Origin of the sequence: Thiothrix unzii (assembly GCF_017901175.1) — a bacterium.
Taxonomy (GTDB): domain Bacteria; phylum Pseudomonadota; class Gammaproteobacteria; order Thiotrichales; family Thiotrichaceae; genus Thiothrix; species Thiothrix unzii.
Genome location: NZ_CP072793.1, coordinates 2858107 through 2878759, shown reverse-complemented (window position 1 = coordinate 2878759; position 20653 = coordinate 2858107). Strand labels below are relative to the sequence as shown.

21 protein-coding genes are annotated in these 20653 nt (G+C 51.6%); 9 read left to right on the top strand and 12 right to left on the bottom strand.

What is annotated here, in order from left to right; all coding sequences use genetic code 11:
- Positions 1 to 57 precede the first annotated feature (57 nt).
- From J9260_RS14390 to J9260_RS14360, 7 genes are read left to right on the top strand one after another with little or no spacing between them, the layout of a single operon-like run.
- Entirely contained in the window at positions 58 to 2007 is a 1950-nt protein-coding gene (locus J9260_RS14390; RefSeq protein WP_210218409.1) for a transglycosylase SLT domain-containing protein, read from the top strand.
- Positions 1979 to 3010, top strand: a complete 1032-nt coding sequence (gspK, locus tag J9260_RS14385; RefSeq protein WP_210218408.1) for a type II secretion system minor pseudopilin GspK — start codon at positions 1979 to 1981, stop codon at positions 3008 to 3010. Before J9260_RS14390 ends, gspK begins: the two co-directional genes overlap by 29 nt.
- On the top strand, positions 2982 to 4163 hold the full coding sequence (gspL, locus tag J9260_RS14380; protein ID WP_210218407.1) for a type II secretion system protein GspL: 1182 nt from the start codon (positions 2982 to 2984) through the stop codon (positions 4161 to 4163). The genes gspK and gspL overlap by 29 nt, the downstream gene beginning before the upstream one ends.
- Positions 4160 to 4633 carry a type II secretion system protein GspM gene (gene gspM, locus J9260_RS14375; protein ID WP_210218406.1) on the top strand — a complete coding sequence of 158 codons (474 nt, stop codon included), beginning with the start codon at positions 4160 to 4162 and terminating at the stop codon, positions 4631 to 4633. The genes gspL and gspM overlap by 4 nt, the downstream gene beginning before the upstream one ends.
- Positions 4630 to 5400 (top strand): type II secretion system protein N, encoded by a 771-nt coding sequence (locus tag J9260_RS14370; protein ID WP_210218405.1) that lies wholly within the window; start codon positions 4630 to 4632, stop codon positions 5398 to 5400. The genes gspM and J9260_RS14370 overlap by 4 nt, the downstream gene beginning before the upstream one ends.
- Positions 5401 to 5427: 27 nt before the next feature.
- Positions 5428 to 6903 (top strand): SulP family inorganic anion transporter, encoded by a 1476-nt coding sequence (locus J9260_RS14365; RefSeq protein ID WP_210218404.1) that lies wholly within the window; start codon positions 5428 to 5430, stop codon positions 6901 to 6903.
- A gap of 12 nt (positions 6904 to 6915) precedes the next feature.
- Positions 6916 to 7782 (top strand): universal stress protein, encoded by an 867-nt coding sequence (locus J9260_RS14360; RefSeq protein ID WP_210218403.1) that lies wholly within the window; start codon positions 6916 to 6918, stop codon positions 7780 to 7782.
- Positions 7783 to 7925: 143 nt separating this feature from the next.
- On the opposite strand, the gene J9260_RS14355 is transcribed toward J9260_RS14360, so the two are convergent.
- The 4 genes from J9260_RS14355 to J9260_RS14340 all read right to left on the bottom strand — a co-directional run bounded on the left by J9260_RS14355 (position 7926) and on the right by J9260_RS14340 (position 11703).
- Positions 7926 to 8108, bottom strand: a complete 183-nt coding sequence (locus tag J9260_RS14355) for a hypothetical protein (protein WP_210218402.1) — start codon at positions 8106 to 8108, stop codon at positions 7926 to 7928.
- 172 nt (positions 8109 to 8280) lie between these two features.
- Positions 8281 to 9675, bottom strand: a complete 1395-nt coding sequence (locus J9260_RS14350; RefSeq protein WP_210218401.1) for a KamA family radical SAM protein — start codon at positions 9673 to 9675, stop codon at positions 8281 to 8283.
- 252 nt (positions 9676 to 9927) lie between these two features.
- Complete coding sequence (gene sdhD, locus J9260_RS14345; protein ID WP_246499461.1) at positions 9928 to 10314, bottom strand: succinate dehydrogenase, hydrophobic membrane anchor protein; 387 nt, start codon at positions 10312 to 10314, stop codon at positions 9928 to 9930.
- A gap of 36 nt (positions 10315 to 10350) precedes the next feature.
- Positions 10351 to 11703, bottom strand: a complete 1353-nt coding sequence (locus tag J9260_RS14340; RefSeq protein WP_210218400.1) for a dicarboxylate/amino acid:cation symporter — start codon at positions 11701 to 11703, stop codon at positions 10351 to 10353.
- A 136-nt stretch (positions 11704 to 11839) separates the two neighbouring features.
- On the opposite strand from J9260_RS14340, the gene nhaD reads away from it, so the two are divergent.
- Positions 11840 to 13252: a sodium:proton antiporter NhaD gene (nhaD, locus tag J9260_RS14335; protein ID WP_210220805.1), complete on the top strand. Its 1413-nt coding sequence runs from the start codon at positions 11840 to 11842 to the stop codon at positions 13250 to 13252.
- Positions 13253 to 13295: 43 nt separating this feature from the next.
- Here nhaD and purU read toward each other — a convergent pair whose 3' ends face one another.
- The 8 genes from purU to J9260_RS14295 form a co-directional block, all read right to left on the bottom strand.
- Entirely contained in the window at positions 13296 to 14159 is an 864-nt protein-coding gene (purU, locus tag J9260_RS14330; RefSeq protein WP_210218399.1) for a formyltetrahydrofolate deformylase, read from the bottom strand.
- 48 nt (positions 14160 to 14207) lie between these two features.
- Entirely contained in the window at positions 14208 to 14987 is a 780-nt protein-coding gene (locus tag J9260_RS14325; RefSeq protein WP_210218398.1) for a cadherin, read from the bottom strand.
- Between the two features lie 126 nt (positions 14988 to 15113).
- Positions 15114 to 15815 carry a tRNA (guanosine(46)-N7)-methyltransferase TrmB gene (trmB, locus tag J9260_RS14320; RefSeq protein WP_210218397.1) on the bottom strand — a complete coding sequence of 234 codons (702 nt, stop codon included), beginning with the start codon at positions 15813 to 15815 and terminating at the stop codon, positions 15114 to 15116.
- Positions 15816 to 15818: 3 nt separating this feature from the next.
- The gene (locus J9260_RS14315; RefSeq protein ID WP_210218396.1) at positions 15819 to 16601 is read right to left on the bottom strand and encodes a thiazole synthase; all 783 of its coding nucleotides are present in this window, start codon (positions 16599 to 16601) and stop codon (positions 15819 to 15821) included.
- A 17-nt stretch (positions 16602 to 16618) separates the two neighbouring features.
- On the bottom strand, positions 16619 to 16819 hold the full coding sequence (gene thiS / locus J9260_RS14310) for a sulfur carrier protein ThiS (protein WP_210218395.1): 201 nt from the start codon (positions 16817 to 16819) through the stop codon (positions 16619 to 16621).
- 205 nt (positions 16820 to 17024) lie between these two features.
- A complete protein-coding gene (locus tag J9260_RS14305; protein WP_210218394.1) occupies positions 17025 to 17312 on the bottom strand; it encodes a hypothetical protein in 288 nt (95 codons plus the stop codon).
- A gap of 171 nt (positions 17313 to 17483) precedes the next feature.
- A complete protein-coding gene (locus tag J9260_RS14300; RefSeq protein ID WP_210218393.1) occupies positions 17484 to 17792 on the bottom strand; it encodes an Ntn hydrolase family protein in 309 nt (102 codons plus the stop codon).
- Between the two features lie 9 nt (positions 17793 to 17801).
- Positions 17802 to 18464, bottom strand: a complete 663-nt coding sequence (locus J9260_RS14295; protein WP_210218392.1) for a response regulator transcription factor — start codon at positions 18462 to 18464, stop codon at positions 17802 to 17804.
- Between the two features lie 279 nt (positions 18465 to 18743).
- Between J9260_RS14295 and J9260_RS14290 the strand changes: the two genes are divergently transcribed.
- Positions 18744 to 20651 carry an ATP-binding cassette domain-containing protein gene (locus J9260_RS14290; protein WP_210218391.1) on the top strand — a complete coding sequence of 636 codons (1908 nt, stop codon included), beginning with the start codon at positions 18744 to 18746 and terminating at the stop codon, positions 20649 to 20651.
- The last annotated feature ends 2 nt before the right edge of the window (positions 20652 to 20653 follow it).

The following is a 20653-nucleotide window of genomic DNA, read 5'->3' as shown; positions in this document are numbered from 1 at the left end:
GAATCCAAGGCAACATTTGTGAGAACCTACACCCCTCATTCCACCATGAAGCCCTTAATGATTAAAAAACTGCTTATTTGCCTGTGCCTCGGCGCACTTACCCTAGGTAACGCCCACGCTGCACCACTTGACGTTACCCGTCAGCAATTCCAGCAAGTGCGGGCGGATTTACAAGCCGGTAAGGTCGATAGCTTTGTAGCATTGCCCGCCGCGCTGCGTGCTTACCCGTTGTACCCTTGGTTGGAATACGAATACCTCAAGCTCAGTGGTGCAGCGATTCCTGATGCGCAATTAGCGACCTTTGTGCAACGTTATCCGCATTCGTTGTTGGCGGATGAGTTTTACCCCGTATTAGCCGCGCGTTTAGCCAGCAAACAAGCGTGGAATGCCTTGCTGGAAAATCTGCCTGCAACAGTAAACTCAACCGAAGTGCGTTGTTACCGCGCTCAAGCCTTAGCCGCAACGGGGCAAAAAGAAGCGGCGTTGAGCGAGGGTAAAGCGGCATGGCTGCAAATTGAGAAAAACTTTCCGGCAGCGTGCGTGCCTGTCACCGCGTTATTGCGTGCTCATGTGCAATTGTCTACCGACGATTATTGGCAGCGAATTCGTGCGGCGGTGGAAAAAAATCAAAGTACGCTTGCCACCCAATTAGCCGCTGATTTACCGCCGGATCAGCAAGCCGCCGTTGCGGTATGGGTAGCGATGCGCCAAGACCCCGTACCTGCGTTAGAAAATGCCTTGAAACAGCCCGAATCTGCGGCACTACGCGGTGCGATTGCCTTCGGTTTGGAGCGCATTGCTAAAAAGGAATCCGCCACTGCCGAAAATGTGTGGCAACGCGCCCGCCAAATCCTGCATTTCACCGAGCAAGAAAGCGCGGCGGTGGAAAGTGCGCTGGGTATGCATCAGGCGATGCGCCACGACGCGGCAGCGATTGCACGCTTGGCAGCGATTCCCGATGCGTTGCGTAGTCAGGAAGCGAGTCAATGGCTGGTGCGGATTGCCGCCCGCGAAAACGATTGGGCGCGAGTATTACAAGCGGCGCAAAGCATTAAAACCGACAACGAGCGTGATGCGGCTCCTTGGCAATATTGGCAGGCACGCGCTTTGGAAGCACTGGGGAAAAAGCCGGAAGCCGCCAGTATGTACGCCAACATTACCCAGCACACCACCTTTTACGGCTTTTTGGCGGCGGATCATTTGGGGCAGGATTATCGCACACTGGCAGACGCACCCGTGGATCGCCAGCAGCGTGTCGCCGGTTTGCAACGTGTTGCCGCAGTGCAGCGGGCGTTTGAATGGTTTGCGTTAGGTGAGCGTGAGCAGGGGCGTAAAGAGTGGTTTCGCGCTTTAACCCCGATGGATCAGCCCGGTAAATTGGCGGCGGCGGAATTAGCGTTAACCTCCGGCGATCCGAATCTGGCGATTTGGACATTATCGCGTGCTAAAGCGTGGGGCGAAGTGAATTTACGTTTCCCCGTGGTTCATGCGGATTTGGTGCAAAAACAAGCCGCCGCGCAAGGCGTGTTGCCCGCGTGGGTGTTGGGGGTGATGCGTCGTGAAAGTGCGTTTGATGCGACAGCCGCTTCGAGTGCCAATGCGTTTGGGTTGATGCAATTGATTTTGCCCACCGCTAAAGATGTGGGGCGCAAATTGGGGATTAGCATCAATACCAAAGACGATGTGTTCCCGCTGGAAACCAATGTGCAATTGGGCAGCGCGTATCTGGCGCAAATGCTGACGCGCTTTAACGGCGATTACGCACAAGCTACCGCTGCTTATAACGCAGGCCCCGGACGACCGCCGCAATGGTCGCCGCGCCAAACCTTGAGTGCGGATCAATGGGTGGAAAGCATTCCGTTTACCGAAACCCGTGATTACGTGCAGGCGGTGATGGCCTACACTACGATTTACGATTACCGTTTGAATGAGGGAAAAGGTCGGCGATTGTCTGAACGCTTGCCGCCAATAGCACCGAATGCCAAGAAACTTAGCCCCGACCCGTAAACCGCAACGCGGTATCGCGATTCTCACCGTATTGGTGATGGTGGCGTTGGTGATGACCTTAGCTGCGGTCATTTTTGCGCGGCAAAGTCGTGCGGTGCGTCAGCAGGATAATTACCAGTCATTAGAACGTGCTTGGCAATACGCTTTGTCGCTGGAGCAATTCGTGGGGATGGAATTGCAACGTGACGCAAAATCCAATCAATACGATGCGTTGAATGAAGGTTGGGCAACCGTTTTGCCGAGTTTGCCAATTGAGGAGGGCAGCGGGGTGAAAGTAGGAGAATTCAGCGGCAAGTTGGAGGATTTACAAGGGCGTTACAACCTCAATAATGTGATTAATGAGGAGGGTTTGCTCCGCCCGGATCAGCAGATTGCGTTGCAACGGGTGGTATCAGCGGCTGAATTGCCCGTCGGTTTTGCTTCCGCAGTGGTGGATTGGCTGGATAAAAATGAAGTGATTTTCGACAGTGAAGGTGCAGAAAGCGATTATTACTTGTCCAGCCCGATACCGTACCGTGCGGCGAATATGGCGTTTAGCGACGTGAGTGAACTACGTTTGCTGCGTTTGGAATTGCCGAATGAGGATAAAACTGCCGCGTTGCAACGTTTACAGGCAATGGTTACGACCTTGCCAGTGCAGGCGACGGTGACAACGGTGAATGCGAATACCGCGAGTGCCGAGGTGTTAAAAGCGTTGGGTTTGAGTAGTCAGCAAGCCGAGTTGATTTTGAGTGAGCGTGAAACCGATCCCTACGAAACCGCGCAGGATTTAGCCGACAAAGCCAGTTTAACCTCAGAGCAAAAGCTGTTGTTGGGGGTGTCTTCGCAGTATTTCCGTTTGCAAGGTGAGGTACGTATGGGCAGGGCGCGAGTCCACCTTAATAGCGTATTTTTTCGTGCGCCGAACAAACCCATCCGTGTCATAATGCGCCAATTTCAACGGGTTGATGACCCTAAACCACCAGCGACTGACGATGCTAGTAATACGCCTGCAAAATCCTGATGATGTCGAACCGGCTTGGGCCTTGCTCACTGGCGCGGTTGCCGATTGGCAGCACGGCAGTTGGGACACGCTTTTACCCCTAGCTCAGGGGCAAACCGTGGTGTTATTGATCCCCGCGCGTGAGGTGTTATTAACCCAAACTACGATTAATACCCGCAATCAACGCCAGTTGCAGCAAGCCGTGCCTTACGCACTCGAAGAGGCATTAGCCGACGATGCGGAAAATCAGCATATCGTGTGGCAAGCGCGGCGTGATTCGCCCCTGATTGATGCGGCGATTGTGGCACGTGAGCGGTTGCACGCATGGCAAAATGCCTTAACCCAGCGCGGATTACGCCCCAGCACGATTTTACCGGATGTATTCGCGTTGCCGTGGGAAGCGGAATTATTGACGCTGTGGCAACAAGGCGATCATGTGTGGGTGCGTACCGGCGAGTTGGCGGGGTTTAGCTGTAATCGCAGTGCGTTACCATTGGTATTGGCGAATTTACGGACGACGTATCCCGCGCCGGTGCGGGTGCGCTGGTATTCGGATCAGCCGGAAATGTGGCAGGCGGATGAGGCGTTTACCCTGATCCCGGAAATTCACACCGAACAACTGCACGCCAGCAGCCTGAATAGTGCGATGCCGTTGAATTTATTGCGCGGTTTGCAAAGTGAACACACCGCAACGCGCCGTGAACAATGGCGGCGGTGGCGATTAGCCGCCGTGCTGACGGCGGTAGCGGTGGTATTGGGGTTCAGCACTTACGGTTTGCACATTTACCGGATGCAGCAGCAATTAGCCGCTCTGGACGCGCAAAACCTGAGCCTGTTTAGTGAGCTATTTCCAGAACAAAACAATGTGGATGTGCGGGCGTTATCGTTGCGTTTCGACTCGGCATTACTGGCGGTGAAAGGCAAGGGCGGAACGCAAACCCAGCGCAGCGCGTTACAACCGTTAGCGACATTTGCCCAAGCGTTTGCGAGTAATGCGGGCTTGAGTGTGGATGCGATTCAAACCCAAGCGGGGAGCGTGTCAGTGACCCTGCAAGCCAAAGAACAGCAAGCGGTGGATAACTTACGCGCCGCTTTGGGTGAGGGCGTTGCCCTGAAATCTTCACGCAGCGGCGATACCATTAAAGCCAGCCTGACTTTGGGGGATAAGCCATGAAAGTGTGGTGGCAAAATCTCAACGAGCGCGAACGCCTTTGGGTCACGCTTGCCGGGGTGCTAGTCGCGGCAATGTTGTTGTGGTTAACGCTGGGCAAGGCATTGCTAGGCCATTACCAATTGCTGCAACACGATTTAACTACAGCGCGTGAAGTGCAACAAAAAATGCAGCAGCAGCGCGACACCATTATGCAGGCACGGGGCAAACCTGCGGCATCCGCCAGTGGTGAAAACTTGTATGCCGCTGTTGCCGGTTTATTGGCGCAATACCAATTGGATGGCGCGGGCAGCAATAGTCAGGAAAAAGATGAAAATGCGGTCGGCCTGACCTTAACCGGCAAACCGTTTGACGCAGTGGTGCGGTTTTTGGCGCATTTAGAACGCGAATACGGCGCGTATGCCGTCAGCATGACTTTGAAACCCACCGATAAAGGCGGTCTGGTGGATGCGGAGATTCAGTTAAAGCGATGAAAAAGCGCGTACTCGTGATGGCAGGGATAGCCAGTTTTCTAATTACCGCCGTGTCGCAAGTACCGGCACACTGGGTAACACAACGCGCAGCGACACTGTTACCCGTTACCTTACAAGGGGTTAGCGGCACATTGTGGCAGGGTTCAGCGCACAGTGTGGTCTGGCAAAATATGCGGTTGCGTCAGGTGCAGTGGGATTTTCAGGCATTGGCCTTATTGCGCGGTAAAGCAGCGGTAAACGTGCAGGCACAATGGGCTGCCGGTGGTACGCTCGATGCCGCTTGCGCATTCGGCGTGACGGGCGCGGTGCAGTGTGAACAGGTAAAGCTTGCCGATATTCCGGCGCAAAGTTTAGCCCCGTATTTACAGCGTTATCAAATCCCGCCATTGCGGGGGCAGTTGCAGGCAGCTTTAACCGATGTGGCTTGGGCGCAAGGCTCCATCCCGCAGGCTAATGGCACGCTGACTTGGCAGCAGGCGGGCATTACCCAATCGCCGCAGATATTCGGTGATTACAATGCGGTATTGACGGCGGATGAGGCAAGCGGGCAGCAACTGACGTTGAGTTCCGCGCCCGATGCTGCGTTGACACTGGATGGAACCGGGCAACTGCAACCCGATGGACAATACCAGCTTACCCTCAACCTCCAACCTATTCCCACCGCCGCCGCTCAATTAAGCCAAGGCTTAAGCTGGATTGCCGGAGCACCACAGGCAGATGGGCGTTACCGCATTGAAAAGCAAGGCTCGTTGCCGCTCGCTCAATAAATTCATTTTCAAATCGTGGACTACAGTATGCAATCTCTCCAACAGGATTGGTTCGGCAATGTCAAAAATGACCTGCTTGCCGGACTCGTCGTCGCTTTGGCACTCATTCCCGAAGCCATCGCTTTTTCAATTATTGCGGGCGTTGATCCGAAAGTGGGGCTGTATGCCTCGTTCAGTATGGCAGTGGTGATTGCATTTGCGGGCGGTCGTCCGGGGATGATTTCCGCTGCGACGGGCGCAATGGCCTTGGTCATGGTGATGCTGGTGAAAGATCACGGTTTGCAGTATTTGTTTGCGGCAACCTTGCTCACAGGCGTATTGCAGATTGTGGCGGGGATGCTGCGCTTGGATTTGCTGATGCGCTTTGTGTCGCGGGCGGTGATTGTTGGTTTTGTGAATGCGCTGGCGATTCTGATTTTTATGGCGCAATTACCGGAGCTGGTCGGGCATGGCTGGCTGGTGTATGCAATGGTTGCCGCCGGTTTGGGGATTATTTACCTATTCCCGTATGTGACCAAAGCCGTGCCATCGCCGTTGGTGGCAATCGTGGTGTTGAGCGCGGTGGCGATGGCGTTTGGGCTGGAGATTCGCACGGTTGGCGATATGGGCGCGTTGCCGGATAGCCTGCCGGTGTTTTTGTTGCCGGATATTCCGCTGAATTGGGAAACGCTGACGATTATTTTCCCCGTGTCGGTAACGCTGGCGGTGGTGGGTTTGCTGGAGTCGTTGATGACGGCGACGATTGTGGATGATTTAACCGATTCCACCAGCAATAAAAAACGCGAGTGTGTGGGGCAGGGCGTGGCGAACATTGCCACGGGTTTCCTGGGTGGCATGGCGGGTTGTGCGATGATTGGGCAGTCGGTGATCAATGTGAAATCTGGCGGGCGCGGGCGGTTGTCCACGTTTGTGGCGGGTGCATTTTTGCTGCTGATGATTGTGTTCATCGGCGACTGGGTGGCGCAAATCCCGATGGCGGCATTGGTGGCGGTGATGATCATGGTGTCGATTGGCACGTTCAACTGGGATTCGGTGCGTAAATTGCGTGAACACCCGAAAAGTTTCAATGCCACTATGATTGCTACGGTAGCAGTGGTGGTGGCGACGCATGATCTGGCGCAAGGCGTATTGGTCGGGGTGTTACTGTCAGGCTTCTTCTTCGCCAACAAGATTGGGCGGTTTATGTTTGTGAAATCGCGTTCGGAAGACGAGGGGCGGATGCGCGTTTACGACGTGGTGGGGCAGGTGTTTTTTGCGTCAGCCGATGCATTTATTGCCTCGTTCGATTTCAAGGATGTGCTGGATAAGGTGCAAATTGATGTCAGTCGGGCGCATTTTTGGGATTTAACGGCGGTGGGTGCGCTCGACAAAGTGGTGGTGAAGTTTCGTCGTGAAGGTACGGAAGTGGAGGTGGTCGGTTTGAATGAAGCCAGTGCTACCTTGATTGACCGTTTCGGGACGCACGACAAAGCCGATGCCACCGACCCGCTGGCAAGCCATTAAGGAGCAACCCCCATGAAACCTGAAAACAAGATTTTGGCGTGCGTTGACCAGTCACATTACGCCAATCATGTGGCAGATTATGCAGCGTGGGTAGCTTCCCGCATGGGTTTGCCGTTGGAATTCCTGCATATTCTGGATCGTCACCCCGAACGTTCACGCCACAATCACGACCACAGCGGCGCGATTGGGATGGATGCGCAAAACCTGTTGCTGCAAGAATTGTCGGCGGAAGATGCCGCGTTCAGCAAGCAAGCGCGTGAACAGGGGCGCGTCTTCCTGAATCGCTTGCGGGAGCGTGCCATTGCCGCTGGAGTGGAAGCCCCCGACATGCGCCAACGCCACGGTGCATTGACCGATACGCTGATCGAACAGGAAGACGCGGTGCGCATGTTCATTCTCGGTCGGCGCGGGCAATCGGCGGAAACCACCCAGCGCGACTTAGGGCGCAATGTGGAAAACGTGGTGCGTGCCTTGCACCGCCCGATCCTAACGATCACCGACGATTTCAAAGTGCCGGAACGGGTAATGATTGCGTTTGACGGTGGCGGTTTGTCGCGCAAAGGCGTGGAACTGATTACGGCTTGCCCGTTATTTGTGGGTTTGCCGATTCATGTGATTACTTCCGGCGAAGCGGGCAAAGGCTTGCGCAAACAGTTGGAGTGGGCGAAAACCACGCTGGAAGCGGCAGGGTTTGAAGCGCATACCGCGTTGTTGGCGGGCGATCCGCAACAGGTGATTGCCGCGCAAGTGCAGGAACGCAATATCGACGTGTTGATCATGGGCGCGTATGCGCATTCGGCGTGGCGCAGTTGGCTGTTTGGTAGCAAAACCAATGAGTTGCTGCGTCTGGCGCGAATTCCGACACTGCTATTACGCTGAAAATGGTCGAGATTAAGCCTCAGTTCGGGGCATTTTGTGTTAGTATTGCCCCCGCTTGAAGTTTTACTGATCTCCACTTAGTAAACAGGCTTATAGTCACTTTTCCCTAGGTTCAAACTCTCTCTGGGGTTGAGTGGCTTTTTTTATCCTGTATTTTCAGTAATTTCTGGTGCTTGTTTTTCTTCTTGCGCCATTTCAGACGTAGATGGTTTATCACCGAGTCCTGCCATTAAAGCACTGCCCAGTAGCACTGCACACAATACGACAATGAATTTTGTATTCTCGGAAATATGCGGAAATACCACAGGGTAACGGTTGTTTTTCATGAGATTTATCCTTCCAATGGCAATCACTGCGCCCTTTCAAATAAAGGGCTGACCTTGAGTAAAGCAGTTAAACTGGCAAAGCGCAAATTTTTTGGGCACGAAAGTGTAAAAAACTCGCAGGATGTGCAGCATCTTTTGAGGATGTTTTGCGCACATCCCGCTGGTTATGAAATTAACACTCCCCTTCCAGCTCGTTGAGAATTTCCTGACGGTGCGCAATCATGTCGGCGTATTCTGCCTCGTAGAAAAACTGCTTTGCACCAAACGCCGGTTTAAGGTGATTCAACCAGGTTGCCTGTTCATCGTATTTGGCAAAAAATGGCTTTTGCACCCAATTAGGATTGCGCCCCTGAATGAAACGCAGCACAAATACCTTTTCACCATCAATTTTGGTTACGCCCTGAATCTCTATTTTGCCGGGGCTGGCACTCATGGAAGGGCCACGCGCAGTACGCGCTAAACCAGAGACACGCCGCATAGCGGTGCGGTAAATTTCCCAAGCTTTGGCAAGCGGCACTTCAAAGTAATGCTGTGCGCCAGTATCACGTTCCACAAACATGTAGTACGGCACAATGCCCAAGCGTACTTGTTCGCGCCACATTTTCGCCCAAACCTCAGCGTCAGCATTGATATGGTTGAGTAACGGCCCTTGGCTGCGGATGATTGCCCCGGTACTGCGCAAGCGGCGGATGGCTTCGTGCGCCATTGGCGTATCCAGTTCGCGCCAGTGGTTGTAATGCGCCATGATCGCCACATGTTTGCCCGCTTTGACCAAGGATTCCAGTAAGCGCAATAAATCATCCGCGTCGGGGTCGGTGACAAAACGTTGAGGCCAGAAACTTAATGACTTGGTGCCAATACGCACGGTTTGCACATGTTCCAACCCCGGTTTGAGTAAGCCGCGCAAATACGGCTCAAAATTGGCGGTTTTCATCACCATCGGGTCGCCACCCGTGAACAGGATGTCGGACACTTGGGTGTGGTGTTTGAGGTAACGCAACAGTTCATCGGATTCCTTGCTGGCAAAGCGTAAATCCTTGTCGCCCACAAATTGCGGCCAACGGAAACAGAAGGTGCAATACGAATGGCAGACTTGCCCTTGGCTGGGGAAAAATAGCACGGTTTCGCGGTATTTATGCTGCAAGCCCTGTACACGTTCGCGATGGAAAATCGGAACATTCAGCTCCATTTGTCCGGCAGGGTGGGGGTTGAGTTTGGTGCGTACTGTTTCGACTGCTTGCGCCAATTGTTCGGCGGGGGCTTGGCGTTTGATTAAATCGGCAATCAGGCTGAAATCGTCCTCTGCCAGCATTTCCCGTTGCGGGAACAGTAGCCGGAACATCGGGTCGTCGGGAATGTTTCCCCAGTCGATCAGGTTTTCCAGTACGTAATCGTTGACGCGAAACGGCAACACGTTAGCAATTACCTGCATCTCGAAACGCATGTTAGCGGGTAATGCCTGTACTTGCGGAATACGTTCCAGATGCCGTGCAGCATACACCTTGAACGGTTTTTGATGGTCAGAAGCCAATAATTGATTGGCGGTCATTTTAATAGGTTGTGTCATAACAACTCTCCTCTGCGTAATACCCGTTAATGAATGGGCATTTGAAAGCAAACGGATACAGGTCGTGAGCCAGTATCCGGCGAAAGACACGCACTTATGAGGGAGTAAGCTCAGTGCGTGCCGAAGGAACGGGGCAGAACAATAATGCACGAAAATAGTGCATTAATTGATTGTGGTTGATGTTACCACATTGGGGAGCGTGATGTAGGGTGTGCAGTATAGGTTCGTACCACATCCCTTGGTGAGTTCTTATCAAGACACGAATGCCAACCGCAATAATACAATGGTGCACAATGTGCCTAACAGAATCAGCAAGAATCGGAGCGTGATCAATATTGCTTGCTTGATACCAAGGTGGTGGATGTAATCCTCGACAATGACCTGCAAACCAAGGCTGGCATGATAGGCAGCAGTCACGATAAACAGTACCGACAATACGGTATGGTGTGGCAGGGTAAACCAGATTTTTACCGTGAGGTAATCTTGCCCAATCAGCGAGGCCAATGAGAAGACTACCCACAGTGTTAAGGGGATCAAGGCAATAGCCGTGACCCGTTGTAGCCACCAGTGATGCTGACCGGCTTTGATTCCGCCCAACCTGTGCGCTTTTTTCATCCGGTTATTTTGCGTTGTGTTCATCATTGCCCCTTATAATATGATGCGCTGTAGTGCTAACTAACCCTTGCGAGAGTGTGTACTTGCCACCGTTGCCGCTAATTCGCGCTCGGCGGTTTCGTCCAGCACGATGTCACCCGTAGTAACGCCTGCGGTCGGGTCATTGTAAACGCTAGTGTCTAATTTTCCTTCGCTTTTCGCTACAATTACCGACACTACTGCGTCACCTGACACATTCACCGCAGTGCGCATCATATCCAGCAAGCGGTCAACGCCCAGAATCAAGCCGATACCTTCCACCGGCAAGCCGACTTGCACAAACACCATTGACAGCATAATCAGCCCTACGCCCGGCACACCCGCTGTACCAATCGAAGCCAATACCGCCATTGCAATCACCACGAGGTAATCGCTGGTGCTTAAGTCAACACCGTAGACGTGCGCGATAAACACGGTTGCCACACCTTGCATGATTGCCGTGCCATCCATATTGATGGTTGCGCCAAGCGGCACGGTGAAGGAGGCGACGGAATTGTTGACTCCCAAGCGTTCGGTGACAGTACGCAAGGTGACAGGAATTGTGGCGTTAGAACTGGCAGTGCTAAAGGCGAAGACCTGCACATTGCGCATCTTGCTGATAAAGCGCAGCGGGTTCAGTCCTGACAGTAATTTCAACAGCAGCATCATCGTGCCGAATAAGTGGAACACTAGTGCGGCGATCAACACCAGCACGTAACCGACCAAGACGCTGAGTAATTCAAAACCCAGTTCCGCCATCGCTTTGGCAATCAGCGCGAATACCGCGTAGGGGGCGGCTGCCATCACAATATTGACCATTTTCATCATGACTTCGTTGGCGAGTTCCGCGCCTTCGACCAGCGGTTTGGCTTTTTTGCCGACCATCAAAATGCTGACTCCGGCGAGAATCGCGAAAAAAATCACCTGCAACATTTCGCCGTTTGCCATCGCCGCAATCGGGTTGGTGGGAATGATATTGGTGAATACATCTAGCAGGGGCGGGGCTTCTTTACCCGTGAAAGTGCTGGCGGTGCTGGCTTGCATTCCTTGCCCGATACCAGCGGTTACGCCAAAAATAACAGCGGTAGCAACCGCGATGGCGGTGGTCAATAGATACAGTACGAAAGATTTTGCCCCGACGCGCCCCAAGGTATTGAGGTTGCCAATGCCGCAAACCCCGCAAATCAACGAGAACAATACCAGCGGTACGACTAACATTTTCAGTGCGTTAACGAATAACGTGCCGACGGCTTTGAATAAACCGTTGACGATGTATTCATTCACAAAACTGCCAGCGGCATTCAGCCCGCTAACGTTGATTAACAGCCCGACGGTAATGCCGAGCAGCATGGCAATGACGACTTGGGCGGTTAGGGTTAATTTGGTGGTGCTCATCAAGGTGTGTCCTCGTTTTTTGGGTGGAGTATTGGAGGGTAGCACATTAAGGGTTGATGGGGTTTTACGGGTAGTGCAACGCAGCAAGCAGTGTTAACATGATGGCGTTTTATTTCACCAAAAGGCTTTGATTATGATGAAGAATCCGTTCCGGGGATGGCTGCTCGGCCTGCTCCTCTTGGTTGGTTGGTGTTCGCCATTGCTGGCAGTTGCGAGTGGTGGCGGCAGCGGCGGTGAAGCGATAAATCTTACGGGAACGGGTTTCGGCATTACCGCGCTGATTCTGTTTGTGTTCGCGTATGCCGTGGTCATTGGCGAAGAACGTTTGCATATGCGTAAGTCTAAGCCAGTGATTGTAGCCGCAGGGATTATCTGGGTGCTGGTGGCCTTGGCTTACGGTCAATTGGGTATGCAGGAACAGATGACCGCGATTCTTGATCATAACTTATTGGAATACGGTGAGTTATTTTTATTTTTGTTAGCAGCAATGACGTTCATCAATACTTTAGAAGAACGCAATCTGTTTGCAGCGTTACGTTCATGGTTGGTGTCAAAAGGTTTTTCCCTGTACTGGATTTTCTGGATTACCGGGGTTATGGCATTCTTTATTTCCCCTGTTGCCGATAACCTCACCACGGCATTGCTTATGGCGGCGGTGTTGATGGCAGTTGCTGCGGATAAACCAGCGTTCGTGGCAATGGGTTGCATCAATTTGGTGGTGGCGGCAAATGCGGGTGGCGCGTGGAGTCCGTTTGGTGACATTACTACCTTGATGGTGTGGCAGGCGGGTTTGGTGAAATTTGGTGAGTTTTTCGCGCTGTTCATTCCGTCATTGTTAAACTGGTTTATTCCCGCCTTGATCATGTCTTTCTTCATTGAAAAAGGTAAACCGGCAGCGGTGAGCGATCATGAGGAAGTAAAGCAAGGTGGTTTTATTATTTTGGGCTTGTTTATTGCAACCATTGCTACAGCGGTCGTTTTCCACAATTCATTACATTTACCACCGGTGTTGGGAATGATGACAGGCTTGGGCGTATTACAACTGTACGGTTGGTATTTGAAGGTTTCTGATCATAATCCCGGTAATGATACCGAGGAAGGTGTGGGGAGGTTTGATATTTTCAATCAAGTGCAACGCGCGGAATGGGATACGCTAATGTTCTTCTACGGCGTAATTCTGTGCGTCGGTGGTTTGGGTGCATTCGGCTATCTGGCGATGGTGTCTGAATTGCTTTACACCGACATGGGCGTGACTTGGGCGAATGTGATGATCGGGTTGTTGTCGGCAGTGGTGGATAATATTCCGGTGATGTTTGCGGTGATTACCATGCACCCGGATATGTCGCACGGGCAGTGGTTGTTAGTGACCTTAACGGCGGGTGTCGGTGGTTCGTTGTTGTCGATTGGTTCAGCAGCAGGCGTGGCTTTGATGGGACAGGCACGCGGCGTTTACACCTTTGGCTCACACCTGAAATGGACTTGGGCAGTCGCATTGGGTTACATCGTGAGCATTTGGGCGCATTTGTGGATCAATGCCGCACTGATGTAACGCACGACGTTTCGATGTAAAAAAGGGGCTTTTGCCCCTTTTTTTATTTGAACACCACGGTTTTATTGCCATCCACAAATACGCGCCGCTCAATGTGCAAACGCACCGCTTTTGCCAGCGCACTGTTTTCCAAATCGCGCCCTAACGCGGCGAGGTCATCAGGTAAATAGGTGTGGTCGACGCGCTCAACGGATTGCTCAATGATTGGGCCTTCGTCTAAATCGGAGGTGACGTAATGCGCGGTTGCGCCAATCAGTTTTACCCCACGGTCGTAAGCTTGGTGATACGGGCGTGCGCCTTTGAAACCGGGTAAGAACGAGTGATGAATATTGATGCACATGCCTTCGAGTTTACGGCAGGTGTCATTCGAGAGGATTTGCATGTAACGCGCTAATACCACCAGTTCGGCCTGCATTTCTGCAACGATTTCCAGCATTCGCGCTTCTTGATCAGCTTTATTGGTTTTGTCGACGGGCAGGCAAATAAAGCGGATGCCTTCGCGTTCCACCACGGAGCGCAATTCGGTGTGGTTGGATACGACACACACTACCTGCATATTTAAATCGCCTTTGTGTTTGCGGTACAGCAAATCCACGAGGCAATGATCGGCTTTGGATACCATCAGCATGACGCGGGTAGGGCGTGCGGCATTGGTGATTAACCAACTCAGGGTAAATTGTTGGGCAACCACCGCGAATTGTTGGCGGATATTGTCAATCGCATCGCTGGATGTATTCGCAGGGCGGAACATAATGCGACAGAAAAACTTCTGGGTCATTTCATCGTCGTATTGCGCCATTTCAGTAATGTAGCATTGTTGGGCGGCGAGAAACCCGGTAATGGCGGCAACAATCCCAGTAGCCGCTGGGCAGGTGACGGTCAAAATATAAGTGGTCGGCGTGGTCATGGCACTTGCCTGTTTATTGTTGGAAAGTGCCAGTTTAATACGTCTTCATTATGCTTTGCAGCTCAATTTATTTTGGTAACGACCGATCAGCGCGTCAATTTCTTTTTGGCGAGTCACGCTGGTGGCTTCAGCCTTCAATACTTTCAGGGCGGTAATTCGTTTCATGTTGTCAGCATCTTTGCTGGTCGGTACACACGCTGCGGGCGTTGTGGTAACTGTTGTGGTCGTTGTGGTGGCAGTCACGCTAGGTGCGGAACAAGTGACCGCATCACCGTAGTTACCAATGTAAGCGTTAGTCATTTTCCAGCCGACGTTTAAGAAATCGTTGCCGGGGTTAGTGCCAGCCGAGTTAGGTAATTGGTTGAAAGCGTCTTTGCTGTCGATCAGTTTAACACCGGCAACACAGCCTTGTTTGCTGCTAAAGGTCAGGATTTGTTTTTCTTGGCCTGCTACCCAACCGAAGGCGGAGACTTTGGAGCCACTGAAATAGTAACCGAGTGAAATGTAGTCCGCCGCTTGGTTTTCTTTCGGTGCATCCACCCGTGAATGATCAACCCAGTTAATGCCGGGGATATTGCTGGAAATATTTTCAACACTAAAGCGTTTTGCATCAGCCGCGTGTGGAACCACCAAGGTGACTTGCGCAGACAGCAGCATATCAGGGCTAGGGACAGAATCCGGGGTCATGTAAACCGCGTATTGGTTGCTGGCAGCATCAAAACCGACGCGGAATTTAACTGCCGCCGCTGCATCGACAGAAGCAACCGCTAATGCGGAGAAAGTGATAACTTGTGCAGCACGAGTCAAGGTATTGCGAATTGCGTTCATGGTTTGGCGTCCTTATTTTAAGTTATTGAAATTAAACACTTTGTTTGTTTTGATTCAGTATGTGTTTAGTTTCCGCCAGTACCCGCATGAACACAATTCAGACGAAGATAAGTGGTACGTTTTGCTTTATAAGTGGTTTTTATCCACTCGTGTATACAATAAATCCCAAACCCCATGCCCCAAATTCAGGCCGCGATGCTCAAATTTTGTTAGTGGACGTGTGGCTGGACGTGCCGAATAGGGGGGATTTTCCGCAAGATTGTGGAAATCTGGGCTGGTTTTCAGCACTTGCGCCATCTGTTGCGCATAATTTTCCCAATCGGTCGCCATGTGGAACACGCCGCCTATCCGTAAGCGTGAGGCGATCAAGGCTACGAAATCGGGTTGCACAATACGCCGTTTGTGATGGCGGGTTTTATGCCAAGGGTCAGGGAAAAACAGTTGCACCCGATCCAGCGATGCGGGCGCAATCCGTTGTTGCAGAATTTCCACTGCATCGGTATTCATCACCCGCAGATTTTGCAAGCCTTGCTCACCCACCAGTTTGAGCAAATGCCCGACACCGGGGGTGTGCACTTCAATGCCCAGAAAGTCACGTTCGGGGGCGGCTTGCGCCATTTGTGCGAGGGAATCGCCATTACCGAAGCCGATTTCCAGCGTTACCGGCGCGTCACGCCCAAACACCGTGGGGAAATCCAGCGGTGTCGCGGCTTTTTCAAGACCAAACACCGGCCACAGTGCGGACAGTGCTTCGCCTTGACCTTTGGTAACGCGGCTTTGGCGCAACACAAAGCTCTTAATCGTGCGCGGATGTTCTATATTTTGCATAGACTAAAAAAACATTCCATCTAACGGTGAAGAAGCTGAAGCGTAACGTTTGCGCGGCATCCGTCCTGCTAAAAAGGCTTCGCGCCCCGCTTCAATGGCTTTTTTCATCGCCGAAGCCATTAATACCGGATTTTTCGCGCCCGCAATCGCGGTATTCATTAACACCCCGTCGCAGCCCATTTCCATCGCAATTGCTGCGTCAGAAGCCGTACCCACGCCTGCATCCACGATAATCGGTACGTTAGCATTTTCAATAATTTCGAGAATATTGTAAGGGTTACGAATCCCCAAACCGGAACCAATCGGGGCAGCCAGTGGCATCACCGCAACGCAGCCGATTTGTTCCAATTGCCGCGCAATCAGTGGGTCATCGCTGGTGTAAACCATGACATCAAAGCCGTCTTTCACCAGAATTTCGGCAGCTTTCAGGGTTTGAATGGTGTCGGGGTAAAGCGTTTTGGCATCACCCAGCACCTCCAGTTTGACTAGGTTGTGACCATCTAACAATTCGCGTGCCAAGCGGCAAGTGCGCACCGCCTCTTCAACGTTATAGCACCCGGCGGTATTGGGCAGCAGGGTGTATTGGTCGAGTGGAATTACATCCAGTAAGTTCGGTTCGTCTTTGTTTTGCCCAATATTGGTACGGCGAATCGCGACGGTAATAATTTGCGCACCGCTGGCTTGGGTTGCCGCTTGGGTTTCTGCTAAGTCGCGGTATTTACCCGTGCCGACCAGCAAACGCGAGGCATAAGTTTTGCCTGCAATGGTGAGGGTGTCTTGTTGCATACTGTGATTTCCTTGTTTTAGCCGCCGCCGATGGCGTGGACGATTTCAACCGCATCATGGGGTTGGAGAACAAACGTTTCAAACTGGCTACGCGGCACGAGTTCCTGATTGATTTCGAGGGCTAAACGCTTGCCTTGCAATTCAAGAATCGCGAGTAAATCAGCAGCAGTCGAACCGTCGGGAACGATGTGGGGCGTGCCATTGACAAGTATTTCCATCGTGGTGTTCGCTAGGTTGGTGTTTGTGAAGGCGGTATTACACCACAAGCGGGCGGGGCTGTCAGGTATGAGGAAAGAGAAAAAGAGCCAACCTTACCCGTGTTGAGGGAGTGAGTAGGTAAGGTCAGCTACAGAGGAACTGTAAAAAACAGCTCGGTTGTTTATTTAGTTGTGGCGCAACTAACCGAGCCGAAGTAGTGTGTTGTTAGCGTTTTGCCTCTTGGCGTTTAAGCCATAGTGTTTTAATGAGGCTTTCTAATTTAATGTAACGTTCGTATTGTAATAAATAGTTTCTTAAATAAGTGCTAACTTGTGCCGTTGCTTCGATATAAGGAAAGACAGGATTTTGTGTGTATGTGCCTGTGCTTTCTGTACTGGTGTCCCCGAAATTGTTACCTTGGTTAGCGAGTTTGGAAGCCGCTACGCCGTGTGACGTGGTGACTAATAAAATACCCGCTAAACCGTATGCAGCCCATTGTGTCCTTCGCATCATGTTATTTCTCCACTCTTTTTAAGTCGTGCGATCCTGCACTGTTTTATAATTTCTGAACAGAAGGTTAATGGTTTTTTGAGCAAATGTAACGCGCGAAACTGTCACAATTTGTAACAGTTTGTCTTGAGGTATCAAATCCCACTAGAGCGGTAGGGTATTTCTTCAGTAACTTTATGATAAATTGATATTTATTCTTGATTCTGTGGTATTTATAGCCATTTGGAGTGTTTCAAGGAATTGAGTTGTTTTTATTGTTTCATCGTCTTTTTTAATGATTTTTTCGAGCAAACTAATAAACTCTTGCGTGGCGTATAATGCAGCCGTTCCCTTCAGCAAGTGAGCACAGGATGCGGCCGCCGCCCAGTCTTGTGCGGACATCGCAGCCAATAAATTAGCGTGGTATTGTTGGATATGCGGAAGCGAAGCGCGTAAAAATTGTTTCGCACCTGCTGCGCCAAGAGATTCGAGCAATATGTCCATATATAATCACTAACTAGTAAAACGGTAGCCCTGTCGCCATACCGTGCGCAGATGTCTCGCATGTTCTGCTTTGGTATTTGGTTCTAATTTCTTACGTAGACGGTTGATACGCATATCAATACGTCGATCCAGCGGGTTATCTTCAATGCCGTGTAAATGCACCGAGATAGCGTCCCGTGACAAGATTCTACCGGCATTTCGATGAAAAAAAAGTAACAATTGCGCTTCAGTCGTAGTGAGTTTGGTTTCATGCCCTTGCGCATCACGCAGCAAGGCTTCCTCAGGAAAAAATTGCCATGGCCCAATGCTGATGTACGGGGTGTTAACGCTGTGATGGCGCAAGACATTATGGATACGAATTAATAATTCTTTGGGATGGAACGGTTTGGCAATGTAGTCGTCTGCACCCAATTCCAGACTTTGAATCCGGTCTTCGTAACTGCTTTGCGATGATACAATAATGACAGGCAAAGTTGGGTGTTGTTGGCGAAGTTGTTGTATCCATTCCAAGCCATTCATTCCGGGCATTAAAATATCGAGAATCACTAGCGTAGGGCAGGTTTCCGCTATTAATAAGCTGGCTTGCTCTGTATTGAGCGCACGTCGTACCACAAACCCGTGCATGGGTAAAAAATGTGCCAACAATGCCTGTAGCACGTTGTCATCGTCCACAACCAAGATACTTGGAGTTGTTGTAATTCTAAGCAGCGTCATGGTGTTTGCACAATTATCAGAAGTTCCAAGCGTTCAGATTAAATTAAGTGAGAATTATAGTCTAGTGTACGCACCTTGTGTATGTGAAATTAAATTGCAGTAAATAAGAGAAATTTGATCTTTGTCTATTTTATTGAGGTGAGTGGGTATTTCGACAAGGTGATATTCGATTAGGTGTCATTGGGTGCTTCGTTGTAACATCCCGCGCTTCAGGTCAAAAATAGATTCATTGATCCCATGTTAGTTTTTTCTAATCTCGGTTTGCGGCGCGGTAGCAAGGAATTGCTGGGTGCGGCGACATTAAATATCCATCCGGGGCAACGGGTCGGTTTAACGGGCGCGAATGGTACAGGTAAATCCAGCCTGTTCTCGCTGATTCGCGGTGAGTTATCGCCGGATGTGGGTAATTTCAGCATTCCTGCCAGTTGGGTCATCGCGCATGTGAAGCAGGAAACCCCGGCTACCGACACCAGTGCGCTGGATTACGCGCTCGAAGGCGATGCCGAATACGTCAGCCTGAAAGCGCAACTGGAACACGCTGACGGGATGCACCTCGGCGAGCTGTACACCAAGCTCGAAGCGATTGACGGTTACACCACTGAAAGCCGCGCTGCTACGTTGTTACACGGTTTAGGTTTCAAACCCGAAGAAATCCGTAATCCGGTTTCCAGCTTTTCTGGCGGTTGGCGGATGCGCTTGAATCTAGTGCAAGCCCTGATGTGCCGTTCCGACCTGTTGTTGCTGGACGAACCGACCAACCACCTTGACCTTGATGCCGTCATTTGGCTGCAAGACTGGTTGAAAAGCTATCGCGGCACGCTGCTGCTGATTTCGCATGACCGCGAGTTTCTGGATGCGATTTGCACCCAGATTGCGCACATTGAACAAGGCCGGATCACGCTTTACACCGGCAACTATTCCACCTTTGAAGTCACGCGCACCGAACGCCTTGCACAACAGCAGTCCGCTTTCCAGAAACAACAGCGTGAGCGGGCGCACATCCAAAGTTACGTCGACCGTTTCCGCGCCCAAGCCACCAAAGCACGCCAAGCCCAAAGCCGTTTGAAAGCCTTGGAACGCATGGAAACCATTGGCCCAGCGCACGTTGATTCACCGTTCACGTTTAGTTTCAAAGCCCCAACGAAACTGCCCGACCGTTTGCTGCACGTTGATAAAGTCAGTATCGGTTATGGCGACAAAACCATCGTGGCAGGGATTGAATTGCAAATCATGCCCGGTGAACGCATCGGTTTAATCGGCCCTAACGGTGCGGGGAAATCCACCCTGATCAAGTTTATGGCTGGCCTGATGCCTGCGCAACGTGGTGAAAGCTGGCAGGCTGCGGACATCAAAATCGGCTATTTTGCCCAGCATCAACTGGAACAGCTCAAAGCCGAACAGTCACCACTGCAACATTTACGCGAACTTGATAAGCAAGCGCGTGAACAGGATTTGCGCAATTACCTCGGCGGATTTGCGTTTCAGGGTGTGCGCGTAGACGAGGCGATTGAACCATTTTCTGGGGGTGAAAAAGCCCGTCTTGCGCTGGCCTTGCTAATTTATCAACGCCCTAATTTGCTGCTGCTGGATGAGCCTACCAACCACTTGGATTTGGATATGCGCCTTGCCTTGAGCATGGCATTGCAAGATTACGTGGGTGCAATGGTGATCGTATCGCACGACCGCCATATGCTGAAAATGGTGACAGATAAGTTGCTGCTGGTGGAAGGTGGTAAAGCCCAAGAGTTTGACGGCGATTTGGACGATTACGCGGTGTGGCTGCAAAATCGTTTCCGTGCCGAAGAAAATGCGGCTGGGTTGGGCGATGTGGCGGCTGCACCGGCGGCTTCGCACAGTGCCGCAGGGCGCAAAGATCAACGCCGCGAAGCTGCCGAAAAGCGCAAACGTTTCCAGCCGCTTAAACAAAAAGCCGATAAGCTCGAAAAAGAGATTGAACGCCTCAATCAGCAAAAAGCCGCGCTCGAAGCACAGTTAGCCGACCCGGAGATGCACAGCGATGCCAATAAACCTAAGCTGAAAAAGCTGTTGGCAGACCAGCTTGCGCTGGATGCCAAGCTGGGTGAAGCGGAAGTGCAGTGGATGGAGGCGAGTGAGGCGTATGACGCTGCAATGGCTGGCGATTAAGC